Raw genomic sequence first — 21,032 nt, 5'->3', positions numbered from 1 at the left:
GCGAGAATCGTAAGGGTATCCGGTAAATGCCAAAGCTGACCGTAGACGGCATCGAGGTCGAGGTTCCGCAGGGCGCGACCGTACTCCAGGCCTGCGAGGCGGCGGGGAAGGAAATTCCGCGCTTCTGCTATCATGAGCGCCTGTCGATCGCAGGCAATTGCCGCATGTGCCTCGTCGAGGTGAAGCCGGGGCCGCCGAAGCCTCAGGCGTCCTGCGCGCTTCCTGCGGCGGATGGCCAGGAAGTCTTCACCGAGTCCGACATGACCAAGAAGGCCCGCGAGGGGGTGATGGAGTTCCTGCTCATCAATCACCCGCTCGACTGCCCGATCTGCGACCAAGGCGGCGAATGCGACCTGCAGGACCAGGCGCTGATGTATGGCCGCGGCACGTCCCGCTATGACGAGAACAAGCGGGCGGTGACCGAGAAATATATGGGGCCGATCATCAAGACGGTGATGACCCGCTGCATTCACTGCACGCGCTGCGTGCGCTTTGCCGAAGAGGTGGCCGGCGTTGAGGAAATCGGCGCGGTGGGGCGCGGCGAAAACATGCAGATCACCACCTATCTCGAGAAGACGACGACGTCCGAACTGTCGGGCAATGTCATCGATCTCTGTCCGGTGGGTGCGCTGACCTCCAAACCCTATGCGTTCCGCTCGCGGCCCTGGGAGACGGTGAAGACCAATGCCATCGACGTGATGGACGCCCTCGGGTCCAACGTCGTCTATCATGCCCGTGGCCCGCAGATCCTCCGCGTGAATCCCCGGGTAAACGACGACGTCAACGAAGAATGGGTTTCCGACAAGGGGCGCTACGGCCCGCTCGGCCTGATGAAGCGCCGGCTCGACAAGCCCTATGTCCGCCAGAACGGCAAGCTGCGTGCGGCAAGCTGGGAAGAGGCTTTTGCCGCCATCAAGGCTGGCCTGTCCGGCCTGTCCGGCGAGCAGATCGGCGCGATTGCGGGCGATCTCGTCGACGTGGAAAGCATGGCGGCGCTGAAGGATCTTGTCACCGCACTGGGGTCCTCTCGCCATGAATGCCGCCAGGACGGCGCGAAAATCGGCGGCGAGGTCGCCTCGCCGCGGGGCGGCTATCTCTTCAACACGGGCATTGCCCCTTTGGAGACGGCCGACGTCGTTCTTCTGGTGGGCGCCAATGTGCGCTGGGAAGCGCCGCTCGTGAACACACGGCTGCGCAAGGCCGTTCGGAAGGGCGGGGCCAAGGTATTCGCCATCGGCCCCGAGATCGACCTGACCTATGCCGCGGACTGGATTGGCGAGGAGCTGTCCACGCTCTCCAAACTTCCAAAGGCGGCGCTTGAGGCTCTGAAGAAAGCGGAACGCCCGGCGATCATCGTCGGTCAGGGCGCGCTCTCCCGCGCTGACGGTGCCGCGGTTCTGGCGGCGGCCGAGGCCCTGGCGAACGACATTGGTGCGATTTCAGGTGAGTGGAACGGCTTCAATATTCTTCACACGGCTGCGGCGCGTGTCGGCGGCCTAGATCTGGGTTTTACGACCCCGGGCGGTATCGAGGCACTGGCCGGTGAGGCCGCTGCGGGCAAGCTGAAGGCGCTGTTCCTGCACGGTGCCGACGAGCTAGACCCGGTTCCGTTCAAGGATCTGTTCACCATCTATATCGGTCATCACGGCGACCGGGGCGTCGGACATGCCGACGTCATCCTGCCGGCAGCCAGCTTTGCCGAGAAGAACGGCACCTGGGTGAATATGGAGGGGCGAGTCCAGCACAGCTTCCGCGCCGTCTACCCGCCAGGTGATGCGCGCGAGGACTGGGCGATCCTGCGCGCCCTGTCGGACGTTCTCGGCAAGACCCTGCCATATGATACGTATGAAGAGCTTCGCGACCGGATTGCGAAGGACTGGCCGCATCTGGCAGTTCCAGGTCTTTCCGCACCGTCGTGGAGTGCGCTCGGGATATCCGGAGCAGGCGCCATCGGCGCCGATCCGCTGCGCTATCCGATCGGCGATTATTATCTCACCAATCCGGTGGCCCGTGCCTCCGAGGTGATGCAGGAATGCGCCGAAGTCATTCTGCGCGACGAGCACCGCGTCCTGGAGGCGGCTGAGTAATGGTCGACGCCTTCCAGCAGAGCTTCCTGGGGCCGGTTCTCGGTTATATCGTGGCCTACACGCTCCTGATCCTTGCGATCGTGCTTCCGGTCCTCATCGGCGTGGCCTATGCGGTTTATGCCGATCGCAAGATCTGGGCCGCGGCGCAGATGCGGCGGGGTCCGAACGTGGTCGGGCCGTGGGGACTGCTTCAGTCGTTCGCCGACGGTCTGAAGGTCTTCCTGAAGGAAACCATCATTCCGGCGGGCGCGAACAAGGGCGTCTTCCTGCTGGCGCCGATGATCACCTTCACCCTGGCACTGGTCGGCTGGGCGGTGGTTCCGTTCTCGCCGAGCCTCGTGCTTGCCGACATTAATGTCGGAATTCTCTATATTTTCGCGGTTTCGTCGCTCGGGGTTTACGGCATCATCATGTCGGGCTGGGCGTCGAACTCGAAATACCCGTTCATCGGCGGTCTTCGCTCCGCGGCGCAGATGGTTTCCTACGAGGTTTCCATCGGCTTTATCGTGATCTGCGTGGTGCTGTGGGCGAACAGCTTCAACCTAAACACCATCGTCATGGCGCAGAAGGGCACCATTCTCGGGTTCATCAACATGAACCTGTTCAATCCGCTGCTCTTCCCGATGGCGATCATGTTCCTGATCTCGGCTCTGGCGGAAACGAACCGGCCGCCCTTCGACCTGCCCGAGGCGGAAGCGGAACTCGTTGCCGGCTACCAGACCGAATATTCTTCGATGAGCTTCGCGCTCTTCTGGCTCGGCGAATATGGCGCGATCCTACTGATGTGCGCGCTGATGAGCGTCCTGTTCCTCGGCGGCTATCTGCCACCGTTCGAGCTGGAGTTTCTTTACTGGGTACCGGGTATCATCTGGCTCCTCCTGAAGATCGCCTTCATGTTCTTCGTGTTCGCCTGGATCTTCGCTACCGTGCCCCGCTACCGCTACGACCAGCTGATGAGGCTGGGGTGGAAGGTGTTCCTGCCGGTCAGCCTGTTCTGGGTGTTCTTGGTCTCCGGCTATCTGATGTTCGTAACCCCGGGTCATTTCCAATGAGTTTTGCGCAAACGGCCAAGTCCTTCCTGCTGTGGGAGTTCGTGAAGGGTCTGGGCCTGACCTTGAAATATATGTTCAAGCCGAAAGTGACGGTGAACTACCCCTATGAGAAGGGGCCGGTGTCTCCGCGCTTTCGCGGAGAACATGCGCTGCGCCGGTATCCCAACGGCGAGGAGCGCTGCATTGCGTGCAAGCTGTGCGAGGCCATTTGCCCGGCGCAGGCGATCACGATCGAGGCCGAGCCGCGCGCCGACGGATCACGCCGCACGACGCGCTACGACATCGACATGACGAAGTGCATCTATTGCGGCTTCTGCGAGGAAGCCTGCCCCGTGGATGCCATCGTCGAGGGTCCGAATTTCGAGTTCGCTGCGGAAACGCGCGAGGAACTGATCTACGACAAGCATAAACTGCTGGAAAATGGCGAGCGCTGGGAGCCTGCCATTGCAGCAAATCTTGCGGCGGATGCGGCCTACCGCTAGGGCGCTGGCAACTCTCCGAAACCGGCTGAATTTTTGAAAAAAGGGTAACAGGGACCGGCATGGTCGAAGCGATTATCTTCTACATGCTGGCTGCGGTCGTGCTCGTGTCGGGCACCGCAGTCATCCTGTCACGGAACCCGGTGCATTCGGTGCTGTGGCTGATCCTCGCCTTCTTCAACTCTGCGGGGCTGTTCCTTCTTCTCGGCGCCGAGTTCCTCGCGATGCTGCTCGTCATCGTTTATGTGGGCGCGGTCGCAGTCCTCTTCCTGTTCGTCGTCATGATGCTGGACATCGACTTCGCCAGCCTGCGCGCGGGTTTCGTCAGCTATCTTCCCTTCGGCCTGATCCTCGCGGGGCTTCTGGCCGGAGAACTGATCGTAGCGGCCGGCGCTGCGGCGGTGATCGGGCCGCCGGCAGGCGCGCCGCCTACGCCGGTGCTCACAAGTATGGCTGGCATCAGCAATACCGAGGCGATCGGTGCGCTGCTCTACACACGCTATGTCTATGTCTTCCAGGGTGCAGGCATGATCCTCCTGACCGCCATGATCGGTGCCATTGTCCTGACCCACCGCTCGCGCGGCGGGGTTAAGCGGCAGAACATTGCGCGCCAGGTTGCGCGCCAGCCCGGCGAAGCGGTGCGGATTACGAAGCCGAAAGTGGGCGAGGGGGTCGAGCTGTGATCGGTCTCGAACATTATATCACCGTCGGCGCGATCCTGTTCGTGCTCGGCGTTCTCGGCATCGCGCTCAATCGCAAGAACGTGATTGTCATCCTGATGTCCATCGAGCTGATCCTGCTCGCCGTGAACATCAATCTCGTGGCGTTCTCGGCATATCTGGGCGACCTTACAGGGCAGATATTCGCCATGTTCGTCCTGACCGTGGCGGCGGGTGAGGCGGCCATCGGGCTCGCCATCCTCGTGCTGTACTTCCGCAACCGCGGCACCATCGCCGTTGACCAGATCAATCAGATGAAGGGCTAGCGGGAAGGCGGATGCTGCAGACTCTCGTTTTCCTGCCGCTGCTGGCGGCCATCATTGCCGGGTTCGGCAACCGCGCGCTTGGCAATACGCTCGCCAAGGTGGTGACCACCGGTGCGCTGTTCATTTCGGCGATGCTGTCCTGGATTACCTTCTTCGACGTCGGCTTCGGCGACGTCAGTTATACCGTTCCGGTGATGGACTGGATGCGCTCTGGCGACTTCGTCGTCGACTGGTCGCTCCGGCTAGATACGCTGACCGCCGTGATGTTGATCGTCATCACGACGGTCTCCTCGCTGGTGCACCTCTACTCCTGGGGCTACATGGCCGAGGATCCGGATCAGCCGCGCTTTTTCGCCTATCTCTCGCTGTTTACCTTCGCGATGCTGATGCTGGTAACAGCCAACAATCTGGTGCAGATGTTCTTTGGCTGGGAGGGGGTCGGCCTCGCCTCTTACCTTCTCATCGGCTTCTGGTACTACAAGCCCAGCGCCAATGCGGCGGCCATCAAGGCGTTCGTCGTCAATCGCGTCGGTGATTTCGGCTTCTCGCTGGGCATTTTCGGCGTGTTCTTGGTGTTCGGCACCGTCGATATCTCAGTGATCAACGGTACGGCGGACGCCTATCGCGGCGGAACGTTCACCTTCCTTGGCACCGAAGTCGATATCCTGACGACGCTGTGCCTGCTGCTCTTCGTTGGGGCGATGGGCAAGTCGGCGCAGCTCGGTCTCCATACCTGGTTGCCGGACGCGATGGAGGGGCCGACGCCGGTCTCGGCTCTGATCCACGCCGCTACGATGGTGACGGCAGGCGTTTTCATGGTGTGCCGCCTGTCGCCGCTGTTCGAGGCGGCACCCGCAGCTCTTACCGTCGTGACATATGTCGGTGCGGCGACGGCGCTGTTCGCCGCCACGGTCGGCACGGTGCAGACCGACATCAAGCGCGTCATCGCCTATTCGACCTGTTCACAGCTCGGCTACATGTTCTTTGCGGCGGGCGTCGGCGCATACGGCGTCGCCATGTTCCACCTGACGACGCACGCCTTCTTCAAGGCACTGCTCTTCCTCGGCGCGGGCTCTGTCATCCACGCGATGCACCACGAACAGGAAATGACCCACTATGGCGCCCTGCGTAAGGAAATTCCTTTCACCTACTGGGCGATGATGATCGGCACGCTCGCAATTACCGGGGTGGGCATCCCGCTCGCCGGGATCGGCTTTGCCGGCTTCTATTCGAAGGACATGATCATCGAGAGTGCCTTTGCCAGCGGATCGACCGCCGGTTTCGTGGCCTTTGCCGTCGGCGTGTTCGCAGCGCTCCTCACCAGCTTTTACTCCTGGCGCCTCATTTTCCTGACGTTCTTCGGAAAGCCCCGCTGGGCGGGTTCCGAGCACATCCGGCACGCGGTTCATGATCACCCGTCAGACGAGGATGCCGGCCATCCCCCGCACGAACCGGCCGAGCCGGTGGTCGCAGAGGGAACCGGCGGCTATCACCCGCATGAAAGCCCGGCGGTCATGCTGATCCCGCTCGCCATCTTGTCGCTCGGCGCCATCTTCTCGGGCTGGCTCTTCTATTATCCGTTCACCGGCGCGGAGGAAGGCGCCGAGTTCTGGCGCGGATCTCTCGCCTTTGCGGCAGAGCTGATGGAAGAGGCGCACCATGTCCCCGTGTGGGTGAAGCTGTCGCCCTTCGTCGCGATGGTGACGGGCTTCCTGATCGCGTGGAACAACTATATTCGCCGTCCGGGCAGCGCGCCGGCCTTCGCCGCTCAGTTCTCGGCGCTTTACGACTTCCTGAAGCACAAATGGTATTTCGACGAGCTCTACCATTACGTCTTCGTCGTGCCCGCCATGTGGCTCGGACGGACATTGTGGCGGCGCGGTGACGAGGGCACGATCGATCGCTTCGGTCCGAACGGGATCGCCGGTCTGGTCGGCCGGTCGTCGGTCGCGGCGCGCGCGCTTCAGTCCGGCTATGTATATTCCTACGCTCTGGTCATGCTGATCGGCCTTGCCGCGGCTGCGGCCTGGTTCCTGCCCGGCATGCTGAGGGGCGAGTGATGGAGTTTCCCATTCTCAGCGTCATGATCCTGCTCCCGCTGGCAGCGGGGGCGCTCCTCCTTCTTCTGCCCGGCGATGAGGCGGGGAAGGCTAGCACGGCCCGCTGGATCGCCCTTGGCACGACGCTGGTAGAGCTAATCCTGGGCATCGTCCTGTGGCTGGGCTTCGATACGGGGTCCAGCGCGTTTCAATATCGCGAGACGGTGCCGCTCTTCGAACCCTTCTTTTCCTGGGAGCTCGGCATTGACGGCATCAGCCTCGTTCTGATCGCGCTGTCGGTATTCCTGATGCCGATCTGCATCCTGGCGAGTTGGGAGTCGGTGAAGGTACGTGTGCCGGAGTATATGGCCGCCTTCCTGCTGATGGAGGCGCTGATGATCGGCGTCTTCGCGGCCACCGAGCTGTTCCTGTTCTACGTCATGTTCGAGGGCGGCCTGATTCCGATGTACCTGATCATCGGGATCTGGGGCGGACAGAATCGCATCTACGCCAGCTACAAATTCTTCCTCTACACGCTGCTCGGGTCCGTCCTGATGCTCTTGGCCATGATGTACATGGTCTCGGTTGCCGGGACGGCGGACATTCCGACGCTGATGAGCTATGACTTTGCGGAAAGCGCACAGGTCTGGTTGTGGCTGGCTTTCTTCGCCAGCTTTGCGGTGAAGATGCCAATGTGGCCCGTGCACACCTGGCTGCCCGACGCTCACGTGCAGGCCCCTACGGCGGGCTCCGTCATTCTGGCCGGCGTGCTTCTGAAAATGGGTGGTTACGGCTTCATCCGTTTCTCGCTGCCGATGTTCCCCGATGCGTCGGTCGACCTGATGTGGCTGATCTTCGGCCTGTCGATGGTTGCGGTGGTCTACACCAGTCTCGTTGCACTGGCGCAGGCAGATATGAAGAAACTGATCGCCTATTCCTCGGTCGCGCATATGGCGTTCGTGACCGTCGGCCTGTTCGGCTTCAACCAGCAGGCGCTGGAAGGGTCGATCGTCGTCATGCTGAGCCACGGCCTGGTTTCGGGTGCGCTCTTCCTTTGCGTCGGTGTCGTTTACGACCGGCTGCACACGCGTGAGATTGCGGCCTATGGCGGCGTAGCCAATGTGATGCCGCGCTATGCGATCTTCTTCATGCTGTTCGCCATGGCCTCTGTCGGTTTGCCCGGCACCAGCGGCTTCGTGGGCGAGTTCCTGGTCATGCTCGGGGCATTCCAGGCATCAACCTGGGCGGTCTTCATCGTCTGTACGGGCATTATCCTTGCCGCAGCCTACATGCTGTTCCTGTACCGGCGCGTCGCCTTCGGTACGATTACCAATCCCGCCGTCGAGGCCATGCGCGACCTGACGGCGCGCGAATATGCTTGCCTCGTTCCCATGGCGGTCGTCGTCCTTTGGATGGGCGTCGCTCCAAACATCTTCATCGACCCTGTTCGTGCCCCGGTCGCCGACATCGTCGCCCGGCTGGACGCCGCGGGTGCACCGCAGCAGCAGGTTGAGCTTGTCGCTGCACCTGGCACGACGGCGGAGACAGTCCCGGGAGCAAGCCGCTGATGCAAAGCCTGACCGGAACCCTGATGCAGCCGCTGTCTGAAAGCCTATCCATTGCCGCGCCCGAACTCGTTCTGGCGCTTGGGGCGATGACCCTCCTGATGATCGGTGTTTTCCGCGGCACGCGGAGCTTCGTAGGTCTGAGCTGGGGCGCCGTCGTGATCTATGTCATCGCGGGCCTTTCGCTTCTCGGTGACGCTTCGAGCGCGTTCGCATTTGGCGGTCTCTATGTCGCGGACGACTATTCCGCCTTTCTGAAAGTGCTGATCTTCGTCGCCGCTGCTGCCTGTACCGTGACCGCAATTCCCTATTTGCGCCGCGCCCGCTCGGACAAGTTCGAATACCCGGTGATCATCATGCTTGCCGCGCTGGGCATGTCGATGATGGTTTCGGCGGCCGACTTCCTCGCCCTTTATGTCGGGCTCGAGCTGCAGAGCCTTGCGGCCTATGTGCTGGCCGCGTTCCACCGGAACGAGGCGCGGTCGTCGGAAGCGGGCCTGAAATATTTCGTTCTCGGCGCATTGGCGTCCGGAATCCTGCTGTACGGCATCAGCCTCGTCTACGGGTTCACCGGTACCACCAGCTTCACGATCCTCGCTCCGCTGATGAGCGCCGAACCGTCAATCGGGCTGATCTTCGGTCTGGTGTTCATCTTTGCCGGACTCGCGTTCAAGATTTCCGCCGTCCCGTTCCACATGTGGACGCCCGACGTCTATCAGGGCGCGCCGACGCCGGTGAGCATGTTCTTCGCCTCCGCGCCCAAGGCTGCGGCCATGGGCCTGCTTGTACGGGTTGCGATGGAAGCGTTTGGCGGGCTTGCCGACCAGTGGCACCAGATCATCGCCTTTGCTGCCGTTGCGTCCATGATCCTGGGAGCGGTCGGCGCAATCGGCCAGAGCTCGATCAAGCGCCTTCTGGCTTATTCATCCATCAACAATATCGGCTTTGCGCTGATCGGCCTCGCTGCATCGACGCCCGAGGGTGTGTCCGCCGTGCTGTTCTACATGGCCGTCTATCTCGCAATGACCATCGGCAGCTTCCTCGTCGTTCTCTCCCTGCGCGATACGGCGGGCCGGCCCATCGACGACATCGCCGGGTTGGCGGGTCTCTCGCGCACCCGGCCAGGCCTTGCGGCGGCCCTCGCCATCTTCATGTTTTCTCTCGCCGGAATCCCGCCGCTCCTCGGCTTTTTTCCGAAGTTCAGCGTTTTCCTCGCCGCCGTAGAGGCAGAGATGTACGTCCTTGCCGTCATCGGCGTCGTAACGTCGGTTGTCGGCGCCTACTATTACCTGCGCGTCGTGAAGCTGGCCTATTTCGATGAGCCGACCGGCGAAATCCTGCCGCAGGAGAGCAATGTGAACGGGACCGTCCTGGCGGTCGCCGCCATCTTCTGTTCGCCTATCGGGCTCCTGCTGATCGGTCCGATCGGCCGCGCGGCCGACCAGGCAGCGTTGGCGATGCTCAGCTTCTGACGAAGCTCGTCGAACTCTCGGAGGTCGGCAGCACCAACGACTGGATTGCTGCCGCAGCAGGACGGGGCGAGTCCGACGGCCTCTGGGTGCGGGCAGACCGGCAAACCGAGGGGCGCGGCCGACGCGGCCGCACCTGGGTATCGGATACCGGCAATCTCTTCGCGTCCTGCCTCGTACGCCCCGATGCCGGCGAACAGCCGGTGCACCAGTTCAGCTTCGTCGCAGCTCTCGCCCTCCATGACGCGCTCGCTAACTTTGCCGCCCGTGACCGCCTGCGACTGAAATGGCCCAATGACGTTCTGCTCGACGGGGTGAAATGCGCAGGCATCCTGATCGAGGGAAGGGATGAAGTCGTCATCGTTGGCTGCGGCGCCAATCTGGCGCATCATCCCGAAGGGACCGAACGTCCGGCAACCTCACTTCCCGCCGCGGGGCTATCCGCGCCGTCGCCCTCGGATACGCTTGCGGCCCTCGCTTCCTCCTTTGATAAATGGCGTCAGCTCTGGCGAGCGCGCGGCTTTCTCGCGCTGAGAGATGCCTGGCTCGAGAGAGCTGCCGGTCTGGGAGAGCCCATCGTTGCACGCCTCGGCAGGAAAGAAATACCGGGCAGGTTCAGCGGAATTGCTACCGATGGGGCGCTGGAGCTGGCGTGTCCGGATGGGTCCGTACGCCGCATTCATTCCGGAGAAGTCTTCTCGCTTTAAGAGACCGGCAATGCGCGAAGCGCCTTTCCCCGCCAAAATCGCTAAGGCGGAACGCCTACCGCTCGCACCTGACTTCTGTTTGTCATAAGGGGGCCGTTTCGTTCGCGGCAGCTTGCCGCGCACAATCCAATCTTCGGGCTGTTCGCCATCCGCGCGCCGGCCCTGATCGCTTCGGTCGGAGGAGAGCGCAGCATGTTGCTGGCTATCGATGTCGGAAATACCAATACCGTCTTCGCGCTGCTGGACGGCGGGATCGTGCGCAATCGCTGGCGGATGTCGACGCAGGCAAGCCGGACCGCCGATGAGTATCTCGCCTTCCTGATGCAGCACTTCGCCATCGGCGCGATCGACCCGACGATTGTCGAACGGGTCGTTATTTCGACAGTGGTGCCGCCGGTAGTATTCAACCTGACAAAGCTGGCGGGCGAGTATTTCGGCTGCAGTCCGCTTTTCGTATCGAAGGACCTGGACCTCGGAATCGGCATCGACGTACCGAACCCGGCGGAGGTCGGAGCCGATCGTCTCGTAAATTCCGCCGCGGCCTTTGCGGAACATGGCGACGACCTGATCGTCGTCGATTTCGGAACGGCGACGACATTCGACATCATCTCCGGCGGAGCCTATGCCGGCGGAGTGATTGCGCCGGGCATAAATCTCGCTGTCGATGCGCTCTACGCGGCGTCGGCTCAGCTTCCCCGCGTCTCGGTCGCACCCCCGGCGGACGGCAAGGCCTGGGCGAAGGGGACAGTCAACGCCATGCAGGCCGGTATCTTCTACGGCTATATAGGTCTGATAGAGGGTCTTGTGACCCGCATTCGCGAGGAATCGGCGCGCGACATGCTGTGCATTGCCACGGGCGGTCTCGCCCCCATATTCGAACGACATACGGACATTATCGAGCGCGTGGATCAGGACCTGACGGTTCGCGGTCTTGCGCTCATCGCAGACAGGAACTGACTTGAAACCAGAAGACGAACTTATCTTCCTGCCGCTCGGCGGGTCGGGCGAGATTGGCATGAACGTCAATCTCTATGGCTGCCGTGGCAAATGGATCATGGTCGATCTCGGCATGACGTTTTCCGAGCCGGCCTATCCCGGTGTGGATCTGGTTTTGCCCGACCTGTCATTCATCGAGGAGCGCCGCGACGACCTGCTGGGCGTTGTTCTGACCCACGGGCATGAAGATCATATCGGGGCCATTCCCTATCTGATCGAGGATCTCGGTGTTCCGCTTTACGCTACGCCCTTCACGGCGGGCCTGATCCGCAAGAAGCTGATTGAAGAGGGGCTTGAGGATCAGATCGAACTGAACGTGGTGGACAATGAGGGCTCGGTGGACCTGGGGCCCTTTTCCTGCCGCTATGTGCCGCTCGCTCACTCGATTCCGGAGGGGAACGCCCTCCTGATCGACACCCCGCACGGGCGGCTGTTCCATACGGGCGACTGGAAGATCGACCGCGAACCGGTGATGGGAAACCCCACGACGGCGGAGGAGCTGTCCGCGCTCGGCGACGAAGGCATTCTCGCTCTCGTCGGGGATAGCACGAATGTCTTCAATCCCCGTGAAAGCGGGTCGGAGACCGGCGTGCGCGAAGCGCTGGACAAGGTTGTCGCGGAGCAGGAGGGAAGGGTGCTCGTCACGACCTTCGCCTCCAATGCTGCGCGTGTGAAGACCCTCGGCGAGGTCGCACGCGATACGGGCCGGGAAGTCTGCGTCGTCGGACGCTCCCTGCACCGTATTCTCGAGGTGTCCAGGTCGGTCGGTTATCTGACCGACTTCCCCGAGCCCCTGCGTGAAGAGGAGGCGATGAAGCTTCCGCGCGACAAGGTCCTCATCTTGGCGACAGGCGCCCAGGGGGAGCCGCGCGCGGCCCTTTCCCGGATCGCGACCGGAGATCATCCCCGGTTGAAGCTGGATGCCGGCGACACCGTCATCTACTCCTCGAAGGAAATTCCCGGCAACGAACTGTCGATCGGCGCCGTCCAGAATGCTCTCGCCGCCGCGGGCGTGAAGATCATCACCGAGCGGCAGGCCAATGTGCATGTCTCGGGCCATCCCGGAATACCGGAGCTGGAAGCGATGTATTCCTGGATCCGGCCGAAAATCTCCGTGCCCGTACACGGAGAGCGGCGCCATATGGAGGCGCATGCGCGCCTTGCCGAGCGGGTGGGTGTGCCCCAGCAGATCGTTCCCGTGAACGGGTCCGCTATCCGCTTGGCACCCGGAACGCCGAAGGTTGTCAGCCATGAGCAGCATGGCCGCCTGGTTCTTGACGGCGATGTTATCGTTCCCGCCGACGGCGAGACGATGGTTGGTCGCCGCCGTCTCCTTCACAATGGCTGGATTGGTGTGTTCGTCGCGTTGAAGGGTGATCGGCTGGCCGGAACACCCGAATTTCAGATTGAGGGTGTACCGGTCGAGGACGAGGTGGACGAGTTCGTCGGCGAGTGCCGCGCCGAGGCCGAAAAGGCCGTCAAGAAGAGTGCCGGCAAGTCCGACGAGCAGCTGGCCGAGGCGGTTCGAATCGCTGTGCGGCGCACGGCGCGCGAGTGGACCGGGAAGAAACCGCTGACTCGCGTCAGCATTGTGAGACTCTGACCGCGGAGAAGCGACGATGGGCCTGGGTAGCGCGCTGGCGATCTACCTTCTTATCTGGACGGTAACCTTGTTCCTCGTGCTGCCCTTCGGGGTACGGACCGCAGAGGAAGAGGGCGAAGACCAGATTCCCGGCCAGGCCGATAGTGCGCCCGTTCGGCCCCTCATCTTCAAAAAGTTGTTGTGGAATACGCTCCTGTCGGCCGCGATCTTCGCGTTGCTCTATGCGAATTTTCATTTCGGCTGGGTGGACATAGAGCGCCTCGGTTTCTTCTAAGCGGCGGGTGCCGGTCGACTGCTCGGCTGGCCAGCGCTGCGTCCGCTACTCCTTCCTGAGCCGGTCGGTTGCCTGCGCCAAGGCGACATATAACCGTCCGACATCCGAGGAGACGAGCGCGACGGAAAGGGCGTTGCCTTGCCGGTCCTGCATGACCCGGCGAAGCATGGCTTCATAATCGGCAAGATAGTGCCGCACCGCCTCGCGGAATTCCGGCTCTTCCTCATACATCTTGGCGATCCGCTTCATGTCACCGCTCTCGAGCAGGCGCGAAGCGCGTCTCGTGAAGACCGACCGGTCCCCGGCCAGATAGGAGGTCCATGCCTGTTCGGTAACGTCGGCGGACATTGCCTTGGTGATGTCGATGGCGTGGGAATTCAGCGCCTCCATCAGCAGGTTCGATTGCTCGGCAAGGTCGCGTTTCTGGGCTGCTTCGAAATGGTCATTGGCTTCCGCAACGCGGGTTTCGACCGCAGCGGCAGTTTCCGCAACCGAGACGAGCGACCGAGACAACCGCTCGGCAGCGGCCTGTGCGGCGCTCGCGGAGCGTTCGGCCACTCCCTCCAGTCTTTCGATCTCGCCTTCCACAGGCCCCCCGACGGCTTTCGAAACCGCGTCGCTGCTTGCGGCTTCCAGCGCGTTCACCGCGTCGCCGACCACGCCGTCGAGGGTTTCGCGTACCGACTTCGCCGCCTGATCTGCAACCTCGCGCACGCGGCTGAGGGCTTCAATCAGCTTGCCTGACGCCTCGAGGGCTGTGTCCTCCGACTGGAGCTTGACCGCCCCCAGCAGCGACTCGGCTTCTGCGAGCTCTCGGCGGAGCGTCTCGGACGCGCCCGACATGCGCTCGGCGCTTGCATCGAGGGCGCGCACACCATTTTCGATATCTTCACGGATGGCGCGCGCGGGTTCGGAAATTTCCTTCGTGCGGACGCCGAGACTCTCGATCTCCTGGCCGATCGCAGCGATGGACGAGCGAACATCTTCGAGTTCGGAGCGGCGCTCCGCGGCGGCCGGCGCCAGGGAATTGGTAAGATCCTCGGTCAGGCGGTCCACATGAGTTGCCGTATCCCCCAGTTCAATTCGCAGAGTCTCGCCACGTGCGGCCAGTTGCTCGAGCGGCTCGCCCAGAGCGGAACTGCGGCGTTCGATGTCGGCAAGGCGTTCCGAGGCCGTCCCGATCGTCTCGTTTGCACTACCGAGAGAACTGCGCAGGCGCTCGTCCTGGGCCGCGAGGTCGGCGGCAAAAGCCTCCACCCGTTCGGAAAGCGCATCCAGGGAGGCGCGGGCTTCATCTGCGGCGCGCCGGGCTTCGCCCCCGACGCGAGACCCCGCTTCTTCGCCGATCTCCCGCAGGCGATGTCCTTCGTCCCTGATCGTGCCTCGCAGCCCCTCGACCGTCTCCGACGCCTCGCTCAGCGTTCGTCCGGTTTCCTCGCGCAGGTCCTGCCGCACCCGGTCGAAGGTATCGGCGACCCGTTGCAGGGCTTCATCGGAAGCGCCGAGAAGGTCGCTTCGGCGCTCCTCCAAAAGGCCTTCCACGTCGCGAACGGCCCGGTCGATGTGCGCCAGCATTTCTTCGCAGTTGCGTCCCCGGCCGATCGCAGCCTCCGCAGCGCGTTGTTCGATTACCTCCAGGTCCTGGACGATCCGGCGCAAGTTGCCGAGCCGTTCAGTCGCCGTCTCCGTGTGGTCGGCCAGCGCCGAACCGACGGTATCGGACATCTCGGCAAGTTGCGGCAGCATGTTCTCCATATCAGCAACCTGCGTGCGCGCAGCGTCCGTGCGGTCGGCAAGGTGAGAGATGGAGGATTCGATCCGTTCGCGGTCTTCGGAAAGCGCGGCCGAAAGTGTTCGGCCAGTTTCCAGGGCACGTCCTGTCATGCCTTCGAATTCGTTGCCGAAGCTGCCGAGACGGGCACCCGTCTCGTCGACCCGCTCCGAGGTCGAGATAAGAAGCCGATCGACATGGCTAAGCCGAGCGGCGATCTGATCGGCCGCAAGATCGAAGCGTTTCTCGGCGGCTTCGATCTCGGCAAGCGATCGCCGACTACGGCCAGGGTCGACGCGCAGGATGACGAGCGCGCAAAGCCAGATGGCGACGATAGGGGAAAACAGCCCCGCGGCGATGGCGGCCCATTCGGTGAGAGCGATCAGGTCGAGACTCGTTCCCCGGGCGAGCTGCCATATTGCGGCCGCGCAAATACCCAGCCAGAGCAGCGAGAGAAAAGCCGCAACGAAAATGACCAGCCGGCCACGCGGACGTTCCGGAGTATCGTCGTTGTCCGGAACGCGCGTATCGGGCGGCGAAACGGCGTCATCGGCCATAGGGGCGTCGAGGTCCTCGTCCATGCCCGTTATTGCGTCCGCCATATTCAATCCCATTGTTTTTTTGCGCTCCTGTGATACCAAGGTGCACAGGTAGTGCACAGGGCCGTGTGCATCCGCAATCACTGGGGTCGAGGGATGGTGCCAACCGCGCTGAGAGAGATCGCGGGGGATGACGAAGAGCTGTTGATGCAGTTGCTGGCCGATCTGGCCCAGAGTCTCTCCAAGTCGATTGAACTGTTGAGGAACGCTGAGAGTGACGATGAGGTTCGGCAGTTCGCCCACAGGCTCAAGGGCGGCGCGCTCGGCATCGGGTCGGAACGACTTGCGGCGCTCGCAGTGTCGGCCGAACGGAACCCTCACCTGCTGCGGGAACTGATGGCCGAGATCGATGCTGTGTTTGCTGAGGAGTTCGGCCAGCTTATCGACGCCTAGGACCAGCCTGCGCCGGGCACGACCCACACGTTATCGGTTTGGAAAGTATTGCTTTCTAGAACCCGTCCTGATCCAGGCCGGGAGATGTACGCGTGATTGACGAGAGCCGGCGGCAGGGTGATCGGCCGGCGCCGCGGTGGCGCGATGCCGGGCTCCCTCCGGCTGCGCTCGGCCGGTATCCCGACCTCTTGTTCGACCGCACGATCCCTGTGGTTACCGACCATTTGCGGGCGCTTGCGCTGTCCGCACTTCGTTCGCTGCTAGCCTGCGTCGCCGAACGCCTGCTGTACGATATCGAGGACTTCGGAAAGAGCCTGGATATCAGCCGTGCGCTCGACCGCATGCTCGGGTCGCCGGGTGTGCGTGATGCCGAACTGAGTGCTGCCCTCGTCCAGCGGGCGGAGGAGCATCTGGTAGCCGAACGGCTGGCCAATCTCGACGAGATCGCGTTCGACCTGGATGCGGCGATCTCCGGGCCGATGCTGGCGCGCCTTGCCGAATATGAGGACGCGCAGGTTCGCAGCCCCGTTCTGACCTTCTCACGCCTGATGGAATTGCGCTGCGGCGAGGAACCGCGTCTGCTGATGGACGAACTGCCAGCGGCACTTGCGGAGAGGCTGTACTGGCTGCTCTCCGCCGAACTCGCACGAGGACAGGACACAGCAACGGTGCGGATGATCTGCGGCGCCGTGGAGCGCTTGATCGCCGAACGCGACATCGTTCGTTCGGCCCAGCACGCCGCAGTAATGCTGATGCAAAGGCTCGAGGAGCGAGAGGAACTGACCGACGGGTTTGTGCTCCGCCTCGTTGCGGAGGGCGAAGTGCTGCTGGCCGTAGCTGCTCTCGCTGTACGAGGCCGGGTCTCTACAGGTACGGCCTGGGTTCTCCTTTTGCGCGGAGAGCCGGATGTGCAGGCGGCCTATCTTGCGGCAACCGGATTCGGGAATCAGGCTGGCGCCAGGATCATCGCACTTTTGCGCTGGGCTGGGGGCAGGGACGAAGACTACCGGCAGGCGGTCAGGGGCGCCAAGGATGCATTCGACCGGTTGGACCGCGACGACGCCAACGCCTCGCTCGAATGGTGGCGCCTGAACCGGGAGTTCCGCCTCGCTCACGCGCAAATGGTCCGCAATGCTGATTGATCTGCCCACGAAAAACCCGGCGGATGAAACGCGTTGGCGTACCAAGCGACCGCCGATGGGGTTGGAGCGTCCCTTCCAGTCGCATATCGATACGATTCGTGCCCAGGCCGACCGGCTGGGAGCCCATGCCGACAAGGGCGCTCATCCTCATTACGCACGCTACGCCCGCGATATCCGGGAAGCGGCGACGCATCTCTCCGGTGTCACCGACGAGTTTACGGCGGTCGGAGCCAACCGTCAGCAGCGGGGGAAAGTCGATCTCGGCAGGATGCTCGACGACGTGGCGACCCTGATCCAGCCGCTCGCCGCGGCACGTCAGATTACCCTGGAATGGCCTGCTCGGCAGACGGCGGCACCGATTGTCGCAGGGGCCTCCCTCAGGGTCCGGCAGGCTATCTTGAACGTAATGAGCAACGCCCTGAAATTCGCACCCTCCGAAAGCCCCGTCCGTGTAGAAATGTCGGAAGAAGACGGCAGGGTCTCGCTGGCCGTATCCGATACCGGTCCCGGTATCCCGGATGACGACAGAGCGCGGGTCTTCGACCGCTACGAGCGGCTCACCAGCGAGGCGGATGGCATGGGGCTGGGGCTGTCGATATCACGCGACTATATGCGGTCGATCGGCGGTGACATTCATGTGGGCGACAGCCGCATGGGCGGGGCTACAGTGATCCTGTTCTTTCGCAAGACCGAGGGCTGAAGACACCTTACTTCGCCAGGTGCGTCTTCGCGTTCCACGCGGCGCGTTGTCCCAAAGCGGAGATGTCCGGTTGCCCTTCATACCCGCCTGCGTCTATCTGCATTCGAAATGAGAGTATTACGAGGATCACATGGCTCAGTTCTCGCTTCCGGCGCATAGCAAGATAAACGGCAAGACGCGCACCTATGAGGCGCCGGCGAACGCGCAGACGCCGAAGACCTTCGAAATCTATCGCTGGTCGCCAGACGACGACGAAAACCCCCGTTTCGACCGCTACGTTCTCGACCTGGCCGACTGCGGGCCCATGGTTCTCGACGCGCTGATCAAGATCAAGAACGAGGTCGACCCGACCCTGACCTTCCGTCGTTCCTGCCGCGAGGGCATTTGCGGCTCCTGCTCGATGAACATCAACGGCACGAACACCTTGGCGTGCATCCAGCCGATCGACGAACTGGGCGGCACGGTGCGGATCACGCCGCTGCCGGCCATGGAAGTCGTCAAGGATCTGGTGCCCGACTTCAAGCATTTCTACGCCCAATATGCGTCGATCGAGCCGTGGCTGAAGACGAAGACGCCCCCGCCGGCTGGCAAGGAGCGGATCCAGTCTCCCCAACAGCGTGAGGAACTCGACGGCCTTTACGAGTGCATTTTGTGCGCCTGTTGTTCGACGGGCTGTCCGAGTTACTGGTGGAATCAGGACAAGTTCCTAGGCCCGGCAATCCTTCTTCAGGCCTATCGCTGGCTGGCGGACTCACGCGACGAGCTGATGGGTGAGCGGCTCGACCAGCTGGAAGATCCCTTCCGCCTGTATCGCTGCCACACGATCATGAATTGCTCGAATGTCTGCCCGAAGGGCCTAAACCCGGCCAAGGCGATTGCCGAGATCAAGAAGCTCGTCGTCGAGCGCCAAGTCTGACGTCACGGGCGGAGCCCGCTGCCAGCAATAGGCGCCGAACTTTGGACCGATGCCCGGTGGCGCGGCAACTTTTCGTCAGGCTGCGCGCACGCGGCTGAGAAAGGCATTCGCCTGGCGTTGCAGCTCGACCGCCTGTGCGGTGAGTTCTCCCGCGGCGCTCAGGGCCTGTTCCGCGACGATGCCCGTCTCCTCAATTCCATCGCGGACCTTGGAAATATTAAGGGCGACGGCTTCTGAGGCCGCAGCGGCCTGTTGCGTGTTCATCGCGATTTCGCTCGTCGTGGCCGACTGCTGCTCTACGGCGGAGGCGACGGTCGCGGCGATGCTGTCGATATCTCCCACAGCCCGCCCGATCGCCTCGATGGCTTCGGCCGCTTCTCCCGAAACGCTCTGAATTCCGCTTACGCGCTCGGCTATCTGCAGCGTCGCCTTGCTCGTCTGACTGGCGAGCGCCTTGATTTCTCCGGCGACGACAGAAAAGCCGCGGCCGGCATCGCCCGCACGTGCCGCTTCGATGGTGGCATTAAGCGCGAGCAGGTTCGTCTGCTCGGCGATCGAGTTGATCAGATCGACGACATCGCCAATCGTGTTTGCATCGCCTGCCAGCCCCTGCACGATCTGGTCGGTCCTGCGAGCGCGTTCCGCCGCACTTTGGGAGCGCCCGGAAGATTCGATGACCTGAGTCGAGACCTCCGCGATCGAGCGGGCCATCTCCTCGGACGCGTTCGCGACCGCCATCGCATTCTGACTGGACTGCTGCGCTGTTGCGGCCACGTCGGCCGTCATGACCGCATTTTCTTTTGCTGCCTTGGCGACCTGCTGCGATCCGAGTTCGATCTGGCTCGCCGCGGAACTGATGGCCGCCGTCACTGAATGAACACTGTTTTCGAACGCGTCGGCAAGCTCCTCGATCGCCCGGCGCTTGTCAGCCTCCGCCTGCTCCTTTTCAGCCTGGCGTTCCCGCCGCCGGCGGTCTTCATTCTCGCGTTCGCGGATTTCCGACAACCGGGCGGCTTCCCTCTGCTTTTCGACTTCGAGCGCATTTTCCTGAAAGACGGCTACTGCGCGAACCATTTGCCCCAGTTCGTCCTTGCGATCGGACGTCTCAAGTCTGATGTCTTTCCGCCCGCTGGCGAGGTGCATCATGGTGTCGGCGAGGCGCAGGAACGGCTCGCCGACGAGCATGCGGGCTCCCGCATGGCCGAGCAGGGCCGCGATCACGCTTAACAGCGCAAGCACGATCAGCGCCGCCAGAGTCCAGCGCATGTTGATGAGGGCATTCTGTGTGGCGGCGTTCAGGAGCGCCGTCGCGCGGTCGTTTGCGCGGGCGGCAGTGCTCTCGAACTCCGGCCCGAGCACTTCGATCAGTTCGCTCACATCGGCATCCCGCTGCCGCGAGATTTCCAGCAGCCGAGCAAAGGCGGCGTCATATCTGACGACATCCTCGATAACCGAATCGGCCTCCGAAACGAGCCCCGTCCCGTCCGCCGCCTCGAACAAGCGGTTGAGCGAATCCTCCAGGTCCAGGAGGTTCCGGCGAGCTGAAAGAACTGCCTCTTCTTCGCCGGTGATCCTGTACCGGTTCACGTCGATCCGGGCCTTGGAGTAGAAATCGAGCGCCCTCGTCGCGGCGAGTGATGCCGGGTAGTCCTCGGCCGCGAAGGAACGCTCAACGAAGCGAGTGAGGCGGTTGCCGATCTGCACGCCCACTCGGTCGAGAATGGGCGTTACCTCGGCGGAAATCTGGGTCTGCCCTTGGCTGATCGACTCGAAGCTCTGCCTTTCTTGGGCCAACAGCTCGCTCATGGCGGCGACATCCTGCTTCAGAGCGCCGGCGCCAAGCTGTGCGTCGACGTTCCGTACGATGCCCTGAGCGGCTTCCATTTCCTCGACGACGGCGTTACCGAGTTCGGCATTTGGTGTGATCACATAGTCCTTCGCCCGGCTCTGCGCATGTGCGGCGGCGGCGTTGGCGTCCGAAAGACTGCTGCTGACTGCAGTAATGGTCCGAACCTCCTGCAGGGCGTGGCCGGTGCGCACGATGCAGAAGATTAGGATAAGGCTGCTGACGACGAGGAAGCCGGCGAACAGGCCGATCATGCCGCCCAGCTTGCGGCTGACCGACCAGTCGCGCGTGTGCGCATCCATTACCGCGAACAACTGCGATGACGCGCGCTTTACGCGTGTCCTGATGCTTGAGAAACGCCCCGCCGCCATTCGACCAGTCTTTCACGCTGCACTCGATACGCGGGGCA

The 21,032-nt window shown here is 62.7% G+C and carries 18 protein-coding genes; 16 read left to right on the top strand and 2 right to left on the bottom strand.

From position 1 onward, the window contains the following. The first annotated feature begins 26 nt into the window (after positions 1-26). The 12 genes from nuoG (at position 27) to KCN53_RS08765 (ending at position 13,256) form a co-directional block, all read left to right on the top strand. Positions 27-2,087 (top strand): NADH-quinone oxidoreductase subunit NuoG, encoded by a 2,061-nt coding sequence (gene nuoG / locus KCN53_RS08820; RefSeq protein WP_088712702.1) that lies wholly within the window; start codon positions 27-29, stop codon positions 2,085-2,087. After that, the gene (nuoH, locus tag KCN53_RS08815) at positions 2,087-3,139 is read left to right on the top strand and encodes an NADH-quinone oxidoreductase subunit NuoH (RefSeq protein ID WP_088712703.1); all 1,053 of its coding nucleotides are present in this window, start codon (positions 2,087-2,089) and stop codon (positions 3,137-3,139) included. Before nuoG ends, nuoH begins: the two co-directional genes overlap by 1 nt. Then, positions 3,136-3,621 carry an NADH-quinone oxidoreductase subunit NuoI gene (gene nuoI, locus KCN53_RS08810; RefSeq protein WP_088712704.1) on the top strand — a complete coding sequence of 162 codons (486 nt, stop codon included), beginning with the start codon at positions 3,136-3,138 and terminating at the stop codon, positions 3,619-3,621. The genes nuoH and nuoI overlap by 4 nt, the downstream gene beginning before the upstream one ends. A gap of 59 nt (positions 3,622-3,680) precedes the next feature. After that, a complete protein-coding gene (locus KCN53_RS08805; RefSeq protein WP_088712705.1) occupies positions 3,681-4,301 on the top strand; it encodes an NADH-quinone oxidoreductase subunit J in 621 nt (206 codons plus the stop codon). Continuing rightward, positions 4,298-4,603: an NADH-quinone oxidoreductase subunit NuoK gene (gene nuoK, locus KCN53_RS08800; RefSeq protein ID WP_088712706.1), complete on the top strand. Its 306-nt coding sequence runs from the start codon at positions 4,298-4,300 to the stop codon at positions 4,601-4,603. The genes KCN53_RS08805 and nuoK overlap by 4 nt, the downstream gene beginning before the upstream one ends. An 11-nt stretch (positions 4,604-4,614) precedes the next feature. Beyond that, a complete protein-coding gene (nuoL, locus tag KCN53_RS08795) occupies positions 4,615-6,663 on the top strand; it encodes an NADH-quinone oxidoreductase subunit L (protein WP_088712707.1) in 2,049 nt (682 codons plus the stop codon). Continuing rightward, positions 6,663-8,210, top strand: coding sequence for an NADH-quinone oxidoreductase subunit M (locus tag KCN53_RS08790; RefSeq protein ID WP_088712708.1), 1,548 nt, complete (start codon positions 6,663-6,665; stop codon positions 8,208-8,210). The genes nuoL and KCN53_RS08790 overlap by 1 nt, the downstream gene beginning before the upstream one ends. Continuing rightward, positions 8,210-9,679: an NADH-quinone oxidoreductase subunit NuoN gene (nuoN, locus tag KCN53_RS08785; RefSeq protein ID WP_224199545.1), complete on the top strand. Its 1,470-nt coding sequence runs from the start codon at positions 8,210-8,212 to the stop codon at positions 9,677-9,679. The genes KCN53_RS08790 and nuoN overlap by 1 nt, the downstream gene beginning before the upstream one ends. Continuing rightward, positions 9,598-10,383: a biotin--[acetyl-CoA-carboxylase] ligase gene (locus tag KCN53_RS08780; protein WP_088712709.1), complete on the top strand. Its 786-nt coding sequence runs from the start codon at positions 9,598-9,600 to the stop codon at positions 10,381-10,383. Before nuoN ends, KCN53_RS08780 begins: the two co-directional genes overlap by 82 nt. A gap of 192 nt (positions 10,384-10,575) precedes the next feature. Then, entirely contained in the window at positions 10,576-11,340 is a 765-nt protein-coding gene (locus KCN53_RS08775) for a type III pantothenate kinase (RefSeq protein ID WP_088712710.1), read from the top strand. Position 11,341: 1 nt separating this feature from the next. Then, positions 11,342-12,982 carry a ribonuclease J gene (locus KCN53_RS08770; RefSeq protein WP_088712711.1) on the top strand — a complete coding sequence of 547 codons (1,641 nt, stop codon included), beginning with the start codon at positions 11,342-11,344 and terminating at the stop codon, positions 12,980-12,982. Between the two features lie 16 nt (positions 12,983-12,998). Beyond that, the gene (locus KCN53_RS08765; protein WP_088712712.1) at positions 12,999-13,256 is read left to right on the top strand and encodes a DUF1467 family protein; all 258 of its coding nucleotides are present in this window, start codon (positions 12,999-13,001) and stop codon (positions 13,254-13,256) included. A 45-nt stretch (positions 13,257-13,301) separates the two neighbouring features. Here KCN53_RS08765 and KCN53_RS08760 read toward each other — a convergent pair whose 3' ends face one another. Next, positions 13,302-15,629 (bottom strand): hypothetical protein, encoded by a 2,328-nt coding sequence (locus tag KCN53_RS08760; protein WP_143712238.1) that lies wholly within the window; start codon positions 15,627-15,629, stop codon positions 13,302-13,304. 93 nt (positions 15,630-15,722) lie between these two features. Between KCN53_RS08760 and KCN53_RS08755 the strand changes: the two genes are divergently transcribed. The 4 genes from KCN53_RS08755 (at position 15,723) to KCN53_RS08740 (ending at position 18,777) form a co-directional block, all read left to right on the top strand. Continuing rightward, positions 15,723-16,019 carry an Hpt domain-containing protein gene (locus KCN53_RS08755; protein WP_088712714.1) on the top strand — a complete coding sequence of 99 codons (297 nt, stop codon included), beginning with the start codon at positions 15,723-15,725 and terminating at the stop codon, positions 16,017-16,019. Between the two features lie 92 nt (positions 16,020-16,111). Beyond that, on the top strand, positions 16,112-17,161 hold the full coding sequence (locus KCN53_RS16170) for a DUF2336 domain-containing protein (RefSeq protein ID WP_088712715.1): 1,050 nt from the start codon (positions 16,112-16,114) through the stop codon (positions 17,159-17,161). Further along, complete coding sequence (locus KCN53_RS08745) at positions 17,151-17,861, top strand: sensor histidine kinase (RefSeq protein WP_088712716.1); 711 nt, start codon at positions 17,151-17,153, stop codon at positions 17,859-17,861. Before KCN53_RS16170 ends, KCN53_RS08745 begins: the two co-directional genes overlap by 11 nt. A gap of 130 nt (positions 17,862-17,991) precedes the next feature. After that, entirely contained in the window at positions 17,992-18,777 is a 786-nt protein-coding gene (locus KCN53_RS08740) for a succinate dehydrogenase iron-sulfur subunit (RefSeq protein WP_088712717.1), read from the top strand. A gap of 75 nt (positions 18,778-18,852) precedes the next feature. Here KCN53_RS08740 and KCN53_RS08735 read toward each other — a convergent pair whose 3' ends face one another. Continuing rightward, positions 18,853-20,994, bottom strand: a complete 2,142-nt coding sequence (locus KCN53_RS08735; RefSeq protein ID WP_088712718.1) for a methyl-accepting chemotaxis protein — start codon at positions 20,992-20,994, stop codon at positions 18,853-18,855. Positions 20,995-21,032: the final 38 nt, after the last annotated feature.

The organism is Pacificimonas aurantium (assembly GCF_020092905.1).
In the GTDB taxonomy this organism is placed as follows: Bacteria; Pseudomonadota; Alphaproteobacteria; order Sphingomonadales; family Sphingomonadaceae; genus Pacificimonas; species Pacificimonas aurantium.
This window is presented reverse-complemented; position numbering and strand designations above follow the sequence as displayed.